General features: G+C 59.1%; 11 protein-coding genes and 3 pseudogenes. 7 read left to right on the top strand and 7 right to left on the bottom strand.

The features are described from left to right. Window positions 1–83 precede the first annotated feature (83 nt). Entirely contained in the window at window positions 84–1,871 is a 1,788-nt protein-coding gene (locus WGT02_RS21415; protein WP_208246720.1) for a PAS domain-containing methyl-accepting chemotaxis protein, read from the bottom strand. A 408-nt stretch (window positions 1,872–2,279) separates the two neighbouring features. Between WGT02_RS21415 and WGT02_RS21410 the strand changes: the two are divergent. Next, window positions 2,280–3,480: pseudogene (locus tag WGT02_RS21410) on the top strand (ATP-binding cassette domain-containing protein); the annotation flags it as partial. 340 nt (window positions 3,481–3,820) lie between these two features. Here the strand turns inward: WGT02_RS21410 and WGT02_RS21405 are convergent. Continuing rightward, window positions 3,821–4,937 (bottom strand): IS630 family transposase gene (locus tag WGT02_RS21405; RefSeq protein WP_375679399.1). Its coding sequence is split into 2 segments (ribosomal slippage): window positions 3,821–4,288 and window positions 4,290–4,937, totalling 1,116 coding nucleotides; the frame shifts between segments, so codons are not numbered across the junction. A gap of 28 nt (window positions 4,938–4,965) precedes the next feature. Between WGT02_RS21405 and WGT02_RS21400 the strand changes: the two genes are divergently transcribed. Beyond that, a complete protein-coding gene (locus WGT02_RS21400) occupies window positions 4,966–5,250 on the top strand; it encodes a LexA family transcriptional regulator (RefSeq protein ID WP_225039569.1) in 285 nt (94 codons plus the stop codon). 31 nt (window positions 5,251–5,281) lie between these two features. On the opposite strand, the pseudogene WGT02_RS21395 reads toward WGT02_RS21400, so the two are convergent. Both WGT02_RS21395 and WGT02_RS21390 read right to left on the bottom strand, forming a co-directional pair. Continuing rightward, window positions 5,282–5,938 (bottom strand): annotated as a pseudogene (locus WGT02_RS21395) (DUF6875 domain-containing protein). A gap of 77 nt (window positions 5,939–6,015) precedes the next feature. Beyond that, window positions 6,016–7,347 (bottom strand): epoxide hydrolase family protein, encoded by a 1,332-nt coding sequence (locus WGT02_RS21390; protein WP_208246716.1) that lies wholly within the window; start codon window positions 7,345–7,347, stop codon window positions 6,016–6,018. Between the two features lie 544 nt (window positions 7,348–7,891). On the opposite strand from WGT02_RS21390, the gene WGT02_RS21385 reads away from it, so the two are divergent. Then, window positions 7,892–8,788, top strand: coding sequence for a LysR family transcriptional regulator (locus WGT02_RS21385; RefSeq protein WP_208246714.1), 897 nt, complete (start codon window positions 7,892–7,894; stop codon window positions 8,786–8,788). A 111-nt stretch (window positions 8,789–8,899) separates the two neighbouring features. Here WGT02_RS21385 and WGT02_RS21380 read toward each other — a convergent pair. The 3 genes and pseudogenes from WGT02_RS21380 to WGT02_RS21370 form a co-directional block, all read right to left on the bottom strand. Then, window positions 8,900–9,214, bottom strand: a pseudogene (locus tag WGT02_RS21380) (IS5/IS1182 family transposase); the annotation flags it as partial. Window positions 9,215–9,528: 314 nt separating this feature from the next. Next, complete coding sequence (locus tag WGT02_RS21375) at window positions 9,529–9,873, bottom strand: hypothetical protein (protein ID WP_208246712.1); 345 nt, start codon at window positions 9,871–9,873, stop codon at window positions 9,529–9,531. 107 nt (window positions 9,874–9,980) lie between these two features. Beyond that, window positions 9,981–10,118 (bottom strand): hypothetical protein, encoded by a 138-nt coding sequence (locus tag WGT02_RS21370; protein ID WP_225040035.1) that lies wholly within the window; start codon window positions 10,116–10,118, stop codon window positions 9,981–9,983. A 451-nt stretch (window positions 10,119–10,569) separates the two neighbouring features. Between WGT02_RS21370 and WGT02_RS21365 the strand changes: the two genes are divergently transcribed. The 4 genes from WGT02_RS21365 (at window position 10,570) to WGT02_RS21350 (ending at window position 14,790) form a co-directional block, all read left to right on the top strand. Continuing rightward, window positions 10,570–11,292 carry a FadR/GntR family transcriptional regulator gene (locus tag WGT02_RS21365; protein WP_024318667.1) on the top strand — a complete coding sequence of 241 codons (723 nt, stop codon included), beginning with the start codon at window positions 10,570–10,572 and terminating at the stop codon, window positions 11,290–11,292. After that, on the top strand, window positions 11,289–12,455 hold the full coding sequence (locus WGT02_RS21360; RefSeq protein WP_208246711.1) for a PLP-dependent transferase: 1,167 nt from the start codon (window positions 11,289–11,291) through the stop codon (window positions 12,453–12,455). The genes WGT02_RS21365 and WGT02_RS21360 overlap by 4 nt, the downstream gene beginning before the upstream one ends. A 39-nt stretch (window positions 12,456–12,494) precedes the next feature. Further along, window positions 12,495–13,754 (top strand): sugar ABC transporter substrate-binding protein, encoded by a 1,260-nt coding sequence (locus WGT02_RS21355; RefSeq protein WP_024318665.1) that lies wholly within the window; start codon window positions 12,495–12,497, stop codon window positions 13,752–13,754. Window positions 13,755–13,854: 100 nt separating this feature from the next. Beyond that, complete coding sequence (locus tag WGT02_RS21350; protein ID WP_024318664.1) at window positions 13,855–14,790, top strand: carbohydrate ABC transporter permease; 936 nt, start codon at window positions 13,855–13,857, stop codon at window positions 14,788–14,790. Window positions 14,791–14,792: the final 2 nt, after the last annotated feature.

Below are 14,792 nucleotides of genomic sequence, written 5' to 3'. Positions count from 1 at the left end.
GGCTGTGTCACTATTTGCATCGGATTACCAGACAGCATCCTGCCGGATGCTGTCTGGTTCTGCGCACAACGACAAACCAGGGGTCAGAACGAACTCCACTGATCGTCGGCTACGCCAGATGCTCTGCCGCCGAATGCCCTTGCGACTTGCGCGGCCACTCGATGTGCCGGCGAGGATATGGTGTGATGCTTTGGATTTGTTTGCTCGGTTGTCATAGCCGACAATCGGTCGCTGACCCTGAATTGGCCAACCAACTGGAACAATGCGTGAGCCTCCTTTGCCAGACTGTGGCTGGCCGCGGTCGACTCCTCGACCATCGCTGCGTTCTGCTGGGTTCCTTGGTCCATCGTATTCACGGCGCTGTTTATTTCCTTCAGGCCAGTCGTCTGTTCTTTTGATGCCTCGACGATCGCGGCAACATTCACATTGATCTGCTGCACTTGCTGAACGATCTTTTCCAGGACCTCGCCGGTTTGATTGACTAGGCTGACGCCGCTCTTGACCTGCTCTCCCGACGCATTGATCAGACCCTTGATCTCCTTTGCCGCGGTCGCGGACCGCTGGGCCAATTCGCGCACCTCCTGCGCCACGACAGCGAAGCCTTTTCCCGCTTCGCCGGCACGCGCCGCCTCGACCCCCGCATTAAGCGCCAGAAGGTTCGTTTGAAAGGCGATATCATCGATGACGCCGATGATGTTCGAGATCTCATTGGAGGAACTCTCGATTTGGCCCATCGCGGCGATGGCCTTGCGAACGATATCCCCGGACTTCTCGGCATTGTCGCGCGTCACGGCAACGAGGTCGCCCGCTTCCTCTGCACGCCGGCTGGAATCGGCAACTGTCGTGGTAATTTCCTCGAGCGCTGCCGCCGTTTCCTCCACCGAGGCGGCCTGCTGTTCCGTTCGTTTCGACAGGTCATCCGCGGCGGCGCGGATTTGGGTGGATCCGGCCGCGATTGCCCGTGCATTGTGGCCGACATCTTCCATCGCCATGCGGAGTCTTGCGACAGCTTGGTTGAAGTCGGTGCGAAGCCGCTCCAGCGAGGGGATGAACGTCTTTTCGAGGGCGAGGGTCAGATCCCCTTCCGCAAGCATGCCGAGCGACTGCGCGAGCGTTTCGACGTTCTCGACGCGTCCGGTGATATCTGTGGCGAACTTGACGATCTTGAACACACTGCCGTTCATGTCGAAAATCGGGTTGTAGGACGCTTGCACCCAAACGCGCTTGCCTCCCTTGCCGAACCGCAGGAATTCCTCGGCAGCATACTCACCGCCGCGAAGGCGCTCCCAAAACTTTTCGTACTCGCCGCTTTGCGCATAACCCGGATCACAGAACATGGAGTGATGTCGGCCTTCAATTTCGCCGAGTCGATAGCCAAGCGCCGCCAGGAAGTTCTCGTTGGCTGTGATGATATCGCCGTTCGGGCTGAACTCGATAACCGCCTGGGCCCGAGATAGAGCGTCAAGCTTGCCGGCATCTTCCGCACTCTTGAGCTTCTGCGCCGTTATATCTGTTGCGAATTTGACGACCTTGTATGGTTTGCCGGCGCGCACCACCGGGTTGTACGATGCTTCGATCCAGATCTGTTTGCCAGCCTTGCCAATCCTGCGGTATTGACGGCGATCGAACTCGCCTCGGCCTAGTCTTGTCCAAAAATCGCGGTATTCAGCCGACCGGGCTTCATCGGGATCGACAAACATCCTGTGATGTTGGCCCACGATTTCGCTCAAATCGTAGCCTAGCGAGCGGCAGAAATTGTCGTTTGCGGTCAGAACCTTGCCGTCGAGAGCGAACTCGATAACAGCCTGGGATTTGTCCATTGCTGCCAATACAAGTGCAGCATCCGACCCTTTTCCGAACAGGAAACTCATTGCCCCTCCTGAAGTTGTTGCTGGAATAATATCGCTTCGTCATCCACAACAATTTCTGCTTGCAGTAAGTTTGTGACGCGGTTTTTCCGCAATCTGAAGTAGACTTGTATGGATGGTCCGATTAACGATAGTCTTTACATGGTTTAATATTGGTTAATTTGGCGCAAGACTCCAAAATACTAATGGTGAGCGTAAGGACTGATAGAATCTATTCTTGATTTTTCTCGATTTTCTTAGCTGCCGAGCGTTGCCCGGGTGTTTTTGACGATTGACGCTCTGACCACCCAGACTATTCGGACGTCGCACGCATTCTGGGCGGTGGCTTCAGTGCGCCCTACGGCCGTGTCCGCAAGTGGTGCCGGCTCCAGGAACGATTGTGATTGTTAGCAAGGTCTCTCCGTTTCTTGATCGCGATCAAAGATCGCCCAGGCATCCGCGTTCGCCAGTGAAACGATTGCTGCAAGTCGCACAGTGCAGGCTTTCAACGGTGAAGATGCAGCTCAAAGGAAATACTCCGCTGACGTAGAACTCGCGTACGAGAGCGCTGCCGCTGCCATCCGTGCGCGCTCCTTGCTCACAGGCTTCGCCATAACGCTGATCTTTAGTAGCGTGGTGGGAGTTCTATGGGTCGGCGCTCACGATGTGCTGGCCGGTACGCTGACACCCGGAGCGCTGAGCCAATTTCTGTTGTATTCCGTAATCGCTGCCGGTTCTCTTGGTTCGCTTTCCGAAGTCTGGGGTGAGTTGGCCCAGGCAGCGGGCGCAGCCGAGCGTCTCTTTGAGTTGCTCGACGAGCCCACGGCTGAAGTAGCGGCAACGCCGACTTTTCCTTTGCCACGCCCAGCGAAGGGCACTCTCGAGGTGAACGATGTTCGTTTCGCATATCCCGGTGCTCCCGAAGCCTCGGTTCTAAATCGTCTGTCCCTGCAAGTGAAAGCCGGCGAAACCGTAGCTGTCGTCGGACCCTCCGGCGGCGGGAAAAGTACTATCCTCTCGCTTTTGCTGAAGTTCTACAAACCGGGCGGTGGCTCGATCTTGTTCGACGGCCGCCAGCTGTCTTCGCTGTCAGCGGAGGATGTCAGGAAGGAAATTGCAGTCGTTCCTCAGGATGTGACAATCTTTGCAGCGTCGATTTTCGACAATATCGCGTTCGGCCGGCCTGACGCGACACGCGAGGCAGTGATTGCTGCGGCCGTGAAAGCGCAAGCCCATGACTTTATTTCCAAACTCGAAAAAAATACGATACGGTCGTGGTGAGAGAGGCATGACCCTTTCAGGTGGCCAAAGGCAGAGAATTGCGATTGCAAGGGCGATCCTGCGAGATGCCACGATACTACTGCTTCACAAGGCAACCTCGGCCCTGGACGCCGAGAACGAGGCAGCAGTAAAGGACGCTCTTGAGAGCCTGATGCGTGGCAAAACGACACTCGTTATCGCGCATCGTCTTGCGACTGTTTTGAAGGCGGATCGCATATTGGTGGTGGACGAAGGAAGAGTGGTCGAGGAGGGAACGCATTCCTCTCTATTGAGCAAAGGCGGAACCTACGCTCGGCTGGCGGCTCTTCAGTTTGGTGAGAAGATCGATACAGGCGAGGTGAACGCGGCCTAAAATGCACGCTCATCCGCGCGTTGATTGGCCTTTTGAGCCTTTGAGGATAGGAGCCAGCGGCAGCACGCTTGCCGTGGACAGGCTGAAGAGGTGCGAGCGCGCCAGTGGCCACATCGGACCGGTGCACGCGAGAGCGGCAGGCGTTCAGGTGGCTTTGTGGCAGGCGACGCAGATTCTGGACCGCAGATCCCCTACTTTCGGGCATTTGACAGAAATCAAAGCGTACCATGTGGAAAGACATCAAACTGCCAACACTCAATTTGTCGACCGAGCAATGGGAGGACACTACGATGACGTTTGCCCTGAGGGAGTTGAGTCAACTAGTGCCGCGCCACAGAGATTATGACTCTTTGACGGGGTAAGCTTTGCGGAGCTTTTGGCGGGCTTTTTCGGTTGTGAACATCCATTGGATCTTTGCGCCATTAGCGTTGCGTTGCTGCTCCCAGGCTGCGACTTCGGCGATTATGGTGTCTTTATTGTCGATACGACGGTCGAGGCATTGGCTGCGCAGGACACCGATCTCGATCTCGACCATGTTGAGCCAACTGGCGTGCTTGGGCGTGTGGTGGAACTCCAGTCGCTTCAGCACCCTTCGAGCCTCCGGGGCTGGAAATGCGTCGTAAAGCGCCCCGGCGGAATGGGTGGAGAGGTTGTCCATCACCACGCGGATGATCGGGGCGTCGGGATAATCGACGTCGACCAGTTCGCGCATGCACTGGGCGAAGTCTTGGTTGGTTCGCCGATCGGTGACCTTCACCCTGCGCCAGGGCTGGTGGGCGTCCATGAAGACAAACAGATTGACCGTGCCGTTTCGGCGATACTACGCAGTCGTAGCGTTCAAGCTGGCCAGGCTTGGCCGCAATGGGCTCGCGCACTTCGCCGATGAGTTGGGTCGGGCTCTCGTCGAAGCAGACCACGGGCCTTTGTGGATCAGGCGTCTCTGCGTAGAGGTCGAGAACATCCTCCATGCGCGCGACGTATTCCCCATCGAGCTTTGGGATGCACCACATGTCTTTGCGCCAAGGTTTGAGATGATTCTCAGCCAGCCGGCGACGTACGGTCTCCGAGGACAACTCGTCATGATCGGTGAGTCGGACCATCTCATCGGCCAGAAGCTCCAGGGTCCAGCGGGCTCGCCCGGGCGGCGGCTTTGAGCAGGCGGTCGCCACCAACAGCGCCTCCTCCTTGCTCGATAGCTTGCGCTCAACACCCGGGCGCGGTTCTTCACTGAGCGCGCCTTCCAGATTGGCTTCCACAAACCGGCGCTTGGTCCGGTAAATCGTCGATCCGCTGACGTTCAAGGTTGCCGCGATCACCTCGTCGCTGAAGCCTTCGTCCGCCGCCACCAGGATCTGGGCGCGCTTGATCTTGCGCGACGCATGGCGTCCCCCGCTCAACAAAACGGCCAGTTGATCACGTTCCGATTGGCTAAGCTCTACGTGAAACTTTATAGTCATCGACACCTCCTTCAGCGCGGAGACGCAGATGAATCCGAAAATGAGTCCCTCACTTGACCCGCAAGCCGCAACGGCAAGACATGGCCTTACGCAAGTCCAAGGCCAGTACCTGGCCTTCATCTACGCCTACAGCCGCATCTTCAAACAGCCTCCGGCCGAAGCCGACATGCGTCGCCACTTCGCCGTTACGGCTCCGTCTGTTCACCAGATGGTGCTGACCCTCGAGAAGGCAGGATTTATATCCCGCGTGCCAGGCGCAGCACGCAGCATCCAACTTCTCATCCCACCAGAAGACTTGCCCATTCTACGATAACCCAACCCGTCATAATCTCTGTGGCGCGGTACTAGTCGCGCCTCGCGCGCCACGGCAAGCCGCGTAGTTCCTCAGCGAGAGCCGGCACCGCTGATTCTCCATGGCGACGCGCCCAAAGATCGAGCAGTTCCTCGTTGTCCAGAAAGAATTTCCAATCGCTGATGACGGTGTGCCTGATCAGCAGAAACGGCACGGGCGCTGTGAACGGTCGAAAGCTGGGGTTGTATAGCGCAGCCCCCTCATTGGTTTCCTAAAACCCTCCGAGCACCAGTCCATCTTCTGCATAGGACGGTACTCCGAGATCCTGTAGGACGCGGTCAAAGAGATCACTTGCTCGATCCGCCGACAAATCGGTGAATACAACGACGATTGATTTGTCGATCGCGTCCTCGCCGCCAATAGCTTGAGCGTTCAGGAACAGTTTCCTATAAACCTTTATGAGTTGGACAACGTCGAGCACGCTCCGGTCGGCGATCCGCTCAGGAGCGAGCCAAAGTGTTTCACGTTCCCAGGCCCGAGGTACGAAAGGACAGACAGGCCCAGCGCGGCCGAGATCCTTGCGAGGTCTGGCCACGAAAGTCTTGATCCAGTCCGCAACGGCGTGAAGCGCTTTCAGATCGCGTTCCGCGAGCTTCCGCGTCCTGCTGACGTCCTCGAGATCCTCCGGGAGGAAGAGGTTGGTGGTCATTGCATTCTCCTCTGGTCTTTATGTTTCGGTCTGCTTCTCGGAGAGTGCGGGGCGGCAAGCGTCCGCCCCGCACCCTCTCAATTAAGCTCCTCACGCAGCGGCTTGAACGCCGCCCGGAGTTCGCGGGTGAAAATCACCGGTTCCTCCCAGGCGGGGAAGTGGCCGCCTCTTTCGGCATCGTGGAAATAGGTCAAGCTGGGGAAGGCGCGGCGCGCCCATGTCTCCGGTGCTCGAAAAAGATCGTCGTCCGGGAACGTCGTGATCGCCACGGGGATCGTGATCTCATTGGTCTTTTGCGCGGCTGCACTGATGAGGTTCTGATCGCGATTCTCCCAGTAGAGCCTCGCCCCAGACGATATGGTGTTGGTCAGCCAGTGCAGCGAAAAGTTGTCCAGCACTTCGTCCGGCGTTGGCCGCTGTTCGAGATCCTTGCCGTACGTCCACTTTCCGAACCCGCCATGCACGAGCATCCACCCCGCCAGGCCGGCGGGCGAATCCGTCAAGCCGTAGCCGACGGCCTGCGGTCGCGCGCTCATCATCGTCAGGTAACCCCAGCCGCCGCTCTTGATGAACCCCTGCATGGCATCGAATTCCGCGCGCTCCTTCGTGGTCAGTCCCACGGGCGCGGGCCCGCCGGTGGCGATCGCCTCGGCAGCGTCGGGCGGGAACACCGCTGGCAGGTTGGTGTGGATGCCGAGCAGTCCCGTCGGCGCCTGCCGCGCCATCGCCTCGACGACGCCCGCGCCCCAATCGCCACCCTGGGCGACGTAGCGCGTGTACCCCAGCCGCTTCATCAGCACGTCCCAAGCACGGCCGATGCGCTCCACGTCCCATCCGGTCTCGGTGGGTCGAGACGAGAAGCCGTAGCCCGGCAGGGACGGAATCACCACGTCGAAGGCGTCCTCGGCCCGGCCGCCGAATGCGGTTGGGTCGGTGAGCGAACCGATGATCTTGATCTGCTCGAAGATCGAGCCGGGCCAACCGTGCGTGACGATCAGCGGCATCGCGTTCGGGTGGCGCGAGCGGACGTGGATGAAGTGGACGTCTACGCCGTCGATGGTCGTCTTGAACTGCGGAAAGGCGTTCAATTTCGCCTCCGCCTTTCGCCAATCGTAATCGCTGCCCCAATAGCGGACGAGTTCCTGGAGCTTTGCGAGCTGTGCGCCCTGCGAGTGATCGGCCACCGTCTCCTTGTCAGGCCAGCGGGTCGCCGCGAGGCGCCGCTTCAGGTCGGCAAGGTCCGCGTCCGGCACGTGGACGCGGAAGGGGATGATTGCGTCGGCCTTGCTGGTCGGCGCGGTGTTGACGGTCCCGTTATCCGGCGACCCGGCGGACAAGTGTTCGGCATGGGCAAAGACGGCACTAGACGACAAAGCCGCAAAAGCGGCAGCAATGATTTCCTTGTGCATGGAGTTGGTTCCTTTCTCATGGGGTCTTCACCCCGGACTTCGATCCACTAAGACCGGGTGCTGCATGTCGGTTGTTGCGAGCGTTGCTGGACTAGTGGCGGCCACCGCCAGGGCAGGTCATCCAGTTATAGATAGATGCCAATACCGGTGATGCCTGGAGGGTGCCGCCCCCTAACACGGGTGCGATTAGCGCGTTTCTTCACTCGGTGCTGGCCTCAGAGGGCGGCCTCGGCCAGCGCCTGGGGAATCGAGGGAGCGGAGAATCCCAGATCAGCGTGCGTGCGGACCCGCCTCCAATCGCGACGAAGGTTGGAGCGTCGCGGAACTCTCTCGCGCTGTGGACAGCGGCGTGGGCGAAGGCGCTGGTGGCGAGCACGGTGCCGACGGCGGCAAGCGTCTGCATGAGCATGGTCATTGCATTGTCTCCTTTCGAGCAGCGTTGGGATTTGCCGAGCTTTCGAAGCCGACGCGAAGAACATAGACCGTTCCAGTTTCGACGATTAGACGGTAAACTTGGCAGGCATCCTTCCACTGGTGAAAGGCTATGGACCGTCTCGAAGCCATGACCATTCTGCTTGCCGCAGTAGACACGGGGAGCCTCTCCGCCGCCAGTCGCCAGCTCCGCTTACCCTTGACGACGGTGAGCAGACGGGTCTCTGAGCTGGAGGAGCACCTGAAAATCCGCTTGCTGCTGCGTGGCAACCGCAAGCTGGCGCTCACCGACGCCGGGCGCAGCTACGTCGCCTTATGCCGACGGATCATGGAAGACATCGCGGAAGCCGAGCGCGTGGCCGCCGGCGAATTTCTGACACCCCGAGGGGAACTGATCATCAGCGTGTCGCCAGCCATGGGGCGCGTCCATGTCATGCCCGTCGTCGCGGAATTTCTGCGCGCCTTTCCGGACATTCACATGCGCGTGCAGATGACTTATCGGAACGTGAATTTGCTCGAGGAGAATGTCGATCTCGCGCTGCGCGTCGGCAAACTGCCCGACAGCAGTATGATCTCCACGCGCGTTGCGTCGATACGCCAAGTGCTGTGCGCCAGTCCGAGCTATTTGGAAATGCGAGGTGTGCCAAAGACGCCAACCGATCTGTCCTCGCACGAATGTGTAACTTACGACGATTTGGTGCTTGGGAGTAATTGGAACTTCCATTCGGTGGGAGCCCCGCAGATTATACCAATCCCATCCCGGCTTGTCGTGAACTCGGGCGAGGCGGCGGTTAGCGCTGCAACTGCCGGGGCCGGCATTGCCCGAGTGTTGTCATACCAGATCGACGACTTGGTGAACTCGGGCGCGCTCGTCACATTGCTGGAGGCGTATGAACCCTCCGCTATACCGGTCAGCTTCGTCTATCCCAGCCAACGCCAGGTGCCACTGAAACTGCGCGCCTTTCTGGACTTTTCGGTCCCGCGTCTCAGAGAACGGTTTGGTTCGTAACCAGCTTAGACCATTCGTCCTCCCGTATTTGGCACTCGACCTCGACAAACCATCTGGGGCACACAAGCCTTCCTCGTGGAAAAACTGATCGAAAGTGCTGCAAGGCTAGGCGTCCGTTTTGGCGATATCGCGTGCCATGCCCCGCGCCCCCTCATGGATTGATCGCGGAACCTTCCGTGCCTGTTCTTTTGGGCAGCATCTCGTTTTGAGTTCGCAGACCTCGCAATCGTATTTGCTCGCGCGGTACGGAAGCTGGTTGTCGTTGACGATAGTGCCGCTGGTGGTCAACACCTTGTCTGCGGGGCAGCGGTAAACGTCGTTCTGCCGATCCCAAGTAAAGTCCTTGCGGGAGAATGTGCCATCTGTTCTGCCCGACTTATCGAAGACCGGAATGTGCGGCTTGATGCCTTGCTCGTGCACCAGCCAACCGTTTCTGCGCAGCACTGCTTCACGGATGCACGCAAACCGTTGTCCTAAATCTCTGCGAGAATCAGCGTCCTCTTTTGCCTATCCTGCGCCGGAAACCTGCCCATCCGTTCCCGGCCCCATTGCGGTCATTGCGTTGCGATTTGACTAAGCGGCGGGGTGATAGACTGCCTCCCAGTCGCAGGAAAGTTCTCGCTGCTTTCCCGACGCCAGGGCGCCGATCCTGAAGATGGCCTTGGCCTGCTCGGGTTAACCTTGGCGTTTTTGCATCTTTGGCCTTTTCCGGATGCCGCCTCGGTATAGTCGCTTCCCAATCAGGTCGGATGCGCCTGAAGGGCTGCCAACGTGGACGATTCTGCCTTCTTTTTCAGCTTGCGGAGAACTGGGGTTTTCTCGGCAGGGTTCTCCTCATCGTCGGGATCGATCGCGGAGCCGACCTCATCCATTCGGTGTTTTATCGCGAGCGCGTAGATGGTGTTCAGGATATTCGGATCCCTTACATGAGGATCTGTAAGCGCCAGAAGCGAGGCACGCACAATCTTCTTGCTGGTCGCCTTGGGACAACGTTTCAATACGAAATCGTAAAGCCCCTTGCCGGAAAGACCTTCTGCGGCGCCATCCAAAAGCGCTTCATAAACTCGTTTCCGCTTCTCACTCATGCTTCGCCTCCTCTTGAACCTGTCGTGACAAACCCTGTCATAAAAACGTCATATGCAACAGACTGCAGCGCGCAATGTGGGGGGGAACTCAAATGGACGATGGCGAACTAGCCATGATCGAGGCCGAATACCAGGGCAACGATATCTTCGTGGTGTCGAACGACCCGCTGATAGGGCGGCTTGAGGCCGACGACAGCGAGCGTCCAATAGTCGGGGTCTTCGCCGAAGACGGTAGAAACCTGCACGATGGTGGTCTGCCCATTAGTGTGCTTGTCGGATATCGCTCAGCAAAAGGCGTCCGGAACCAAACTCGTCATAACGCCAACTCCCCACACGGAGGGCAGACGATACCAGAACATTGAAAAATGACATCCCTCTCGTTCCGTCGTCCTCCGAAGCCGACCGTTCTGTATGGGCCAGTAGGAGCGCGTCCCGTAGTGAGGTGCCGTGCAAATTCAACATTCCAGCTCCGCAAGCTCACGAAAACATTGGAACTAGAAATAAATTCCTACCTTTGTCCGAGATTGGCTCTTTGGGAAGATCTAATTAGCAGTTTTCTGATTTTAGGCAGGGTTTTCCGGAAAATTGGAATCTGCTCTTCATATGGAGAGCGACCTTGACGCCTCCTAAACTTTGCGAAATGCTAAGATGTCAGACCAATTCAAAGGTCGCCTGCCTACAAGAATTTGGGGAACCATGAAGGCACCAAGCAGCGACAGGCCGATTATCCGGCCGCTTCCGGCGATCGACCGAGCGCGTCAGGTAACCGACGCGCTGGCCGATTATGTTCAAAGCGCGCAGCTGAAGGCGGGCGATCGGCTGCCGGCAGAGCGCGAGCTGATGTCAGCGCTGATGGTCGGCCGCTCGACGATCCGCGAGGCGATCCGTCACTTCCAGGCACTTGGCGTCATCGAAACCCGTAAAGGCAGCGGCACCTACCTACTGAAACCGGTTTCGAAGGCGACGATCCATATGCCGCTATCGCTGGACACTGGCCATCTGCGCGACGTGTTGCTGCAGACCCTTGAGGTGCGCCGCGGGATCGAATGCGAGGCCTGCATGGTCGCAGCGAGAAAGCGGACCGACAAGGATCTCATCCTGATCGAGCAGAACCTCGACGCGATGGAACGCGTCCACATATCGAAGGGCACGTCCGGTCCGGAGGATCTGGCCTTCCACCTTGCCATCTACGATGCCACCCACAATCCGCTTTTTCGCCAGCTTCTCGAGCAGATGCGCGAGACATTCTGGCAGTTCTGGGAGCACCCTTTCGAGCGCGAGGATTTCGCACGCCGCTCCTTTCCCTTTCATCGCACGCTCTACAACGCGATCGCCGCCCGGGATGCCGAGGCCGCGCGGGAAGAGACACTGAAAATCCTCGAGGTTGTCGAGGACGATATCAAGGAAATGTCGAAATGAATAACGGCGCAGACGCGTTCGATCTTGCCTCGCTTATCACCGCACACGACGAAGGAAACTTCGCCGAAGCCGTCGTGCCGCCGATTTTCCAGACGTCACTTTTCACCTTTTCCAATTATGACGACATGATCTCCTCCTATCGCGGCGAGAAGGTGCGGCCGATCTATACGCGCGGCCTCAACCCAACGGTTCGCATGTTTGAGGAAATGCTGGCGAAGCTTGAGGGAGCCGAAGACGCGCTCGGCTTTGCGAGCGGCATGGCGGCGATCTCTTCGGCGGTGCTGTCCTTCGTCGAACCGGGCGACCGGATCGTCGCGGTCAAGCACGTCTATCCCGACGCTTTCCGCCTTTTCGGCACGATCCTGAAGCGCATGAAGGTCGAAGTCACCTATGTCGATGGCCGCGATGAGGAGGCGGTGGCAAAGGCGCTGCCCGGCGCTAAACTCTTCTACATGGAAAGCCCGACCAGCTGGGTGATGGACGCTCATGACGTCGGCGCGCTCGCCGCGCTCGCCAAGAAGCATGGCATCATCACGATGATCGACAACAGCTGGGCAAGCCCCTACTTCCAGCAGCCGATCTCGCTCGGCGTCGATATCGTCATCCATTCGGCCTCGAAATATCTCGGCGGCCACAGCGATGTCGTCGCTGGGGTTGTCGTCGGGTCGAAGGAGATGATCGCCCGCATCAAGGCGGAAGCCTATCCCTATCTCGGCGGCAAGCTCTCGCCCTTCGATGCCTGGCTTCTCATTCGCGGCCTGCGCACGCTACCGATCCGCATGCGGGCCCACGAAGCCGCCGCGATGACAATCGCAATACGCCTGCAGGAGCTCGACGTGGTGGAGGCGGTCTGCCATCCAGGTCTCGCCAACCGCCTGCCTGCCGGCCTCAACGGCACGTCGGGGCTGTTTTCCTTCATATTCCGCGAGGGCGTCGATATCCGCGCCTTCGCCGATCACCTCAAGCTCTTCAAACTGGGAGTGAGCTGGGGTGGGCATGAAAGCCTGATCGTACCAGGCGAGGTCGTCCTTCAGCAGAAGGCGCAACCGAATTCCGCGCATGCCTTCGGGATCCATGCGCGGTCCGTACGCCTCCACGTCGGCCTCGAAGGAACCGAGGCCTTGTGGAAGGACATTGAGGCGGCACTGGCGGTCGCCTCTTAAGCGTTCAAAACCTCAAAAACCTGAAAAGGGGGAGCAAGCATGAAAAGACTGATCACCGCCACTCTACTCGCCACGATGATGGCCGGCACCGCACTCGCCGATACCACGCTGAAGCTGGTCGAGGTCATCACCAGCCCCGAACGCACCGAAACGCTGAAGTCGATCGTCGGCAAATTCGAGGCTGCGAACCCCGGCACCAAGGTCGACATCATCTCGCTGCCCTGGAACGAAGCCTTCCAGAAGTTCGCGACAATGGTTTCGGCCGGCGACACGCCTGACGTCATGGAAATGCCAGATACCTGGCTGTCGCTCTACGGCAATAACGGCATGCTCGAAAGCCTCGAGCCCTATCTCGAAAAGTGGGATCACACAAAGGAACTGACGCCGCGCGCCCTCGAACTCGGTCGCGACGTGAAGAACACGGCCTATATGCTGCCTTACGGGTTCTATCTGCGCGCCATGTTCTACAACAAGAAACTGCTCAAGGAAGCCGGCGTTTCCGAACCACCGAAGACGCTGGAAGAGTTCACGGCGGCTTCGGAGAAAGTCTCCAAGCTTCCCGGCAAATACGGCTACTGCATGCGCGGCGGCCCAGGTGGCCTTAACGGCTGGATGATCTTCGCAGCCTCGATGGCAGGCTCGAACAAGTACTTCAACGAAGACGGCACCTCGACGATGAACAGCCCCGGCTGGGCGAAGGGCATCGAGTGGATGGTCGATCTCTACAAGAAGGGCTATGCGCCGAAGGACAGCGTCAACTGGGGCTTCAATGAAGTCGTCGCCGGCTTCTATTCCGGCACCTGCGCCTTCCTCGATCAGGATCCGGACGCCCTGATTGCGATCGCCGAGCGCATGAAAAAGGACGACTTCGGCGTGATGCCGCTCCCGAAGGGCCCGGACGGAAAGTCCTTCCCGACGATCGGCTATGGTGGCTGGTCGATGTTCACTACGAGCCAGAACAAGGACCTGTCTTGGAAGCTGATCGCGACGCTCGAAGGCCCGGAAGGCAACCTCGAATGGAACAAGCGCATCGGCGCGCTTCCTGCCTATACGACCGCCGAGAAGGATCCCTTCTATGCGGGTGACCAGTTCAAGGGCTGGTTCGAGGAACTGGCCGATCCGAACACCGTCCCGACGGTGATGCCGACCTACCTCGAAGAATTCGCCTTCTTCAAGGACTCGCTGGCAATCAAGACCTCGCAGCAGGCGCTCCTCGGGGATATTTCGGCCAAGGACCTGGCGGACCAGTGGGCGGACTACCTCACCAAGGCACAGCAGAAGTTTCTGGCCAAGAAGTAGGTACCACGTCAAGCGGCAGCCCTGGCAAAGAGGGCTGCCGCCAACGCCCTGAACGACATAGATGGCGCGCCCTTGAGGCCGCACAACGGAAGCTTGCCTGATGACAATGACCGCCGATACGCTCGACAGTCGCCGCGACCGCAGGCCGTGGCTGAAGCGCGTCGCCGATGCCTCGGAACCCTATCTCTATAGCGCCCCCTCGCTGATCCTCATCATCGCCGTGATGCTGGTGCCTCTGGCGATCGGCGTCTCCTACGCGTTCCGCGACATCCAGCTGCTCAACCCGTTCTCCGGCGGTTTTATCGGGCTCGACCATTTCCGTGCACTCGCGAAGGATGCCGCCTTCTATGGCGCGCTGAAGAACACGCTCTGGTGGACGGGCGCCTCCGTTCTTTTGCAGTTCATCTTCGGCCTCATTCTCGCGCTGCTGCTCGACAAGCCGTTCTGGGGCAGGGGCGTCGTGCAGGCGCTGGTTTTCCTGCCCTGGGCCGTTCCCTCATTCCTCGCCGGTCTCAACTGGGCATGGCTGTTTAATCCGGTGATCGGGCCGATCCCGCATTGGCTTTACGCACTCGGCCTGATGAGCGAGCCAGGCAACATCCTCTCCGACCCGCGATATGCGATGTGGGGGCCGATCGTCGCCAACGTCTGGTGGGGCATTCCGTTCTTTGCGATCACGCTGCTGGCCGCCCTGCAGGCGATCCCGCGCGATCTCTATGAGGCAGCCTCCATCGACGGCGCCGGCTGGTTGCAGCGCTTCCGCTCGATCACCCTGCCCTTCCTCGCGCCGACGATCGCCATCACCGTGCTGCTGCGCACCGTCTGGGTCTCCAACTTTGCCGACCTGATTGTCGTCATGACGAGCGGCGGTCCGGCCGACCGCACGCAGATCGTCGCCAGCTACATTTTCACGCAGGCCTTCAGGCGGCTCGACTTCGGCTATGCCTCGGCAATCGCGCTGGTGCTGCTCGTGTTGCTGCTTGCCTATTCGATGTTGATCATCCTGCTCAGGCAGACCCTGCTGAACAAGGACTGAGG

Origin of the sequence: Rhizobium sp. T1470, assembly GCF_042140505.1 — a bacterium.
Classification (GTDB): domain Bacteria; phylum Pseudomonadota; class Alphaproteobacteria; order Rhizobiales; family Rhizobiaceae; genus Rhizobium; species Rhizobium favelukesii.
The sequence above is the reverse complement of the archived record's forward strand: the minus strand, read 5'-3'. Positions and strand labels throughout refer to the sequence as shown.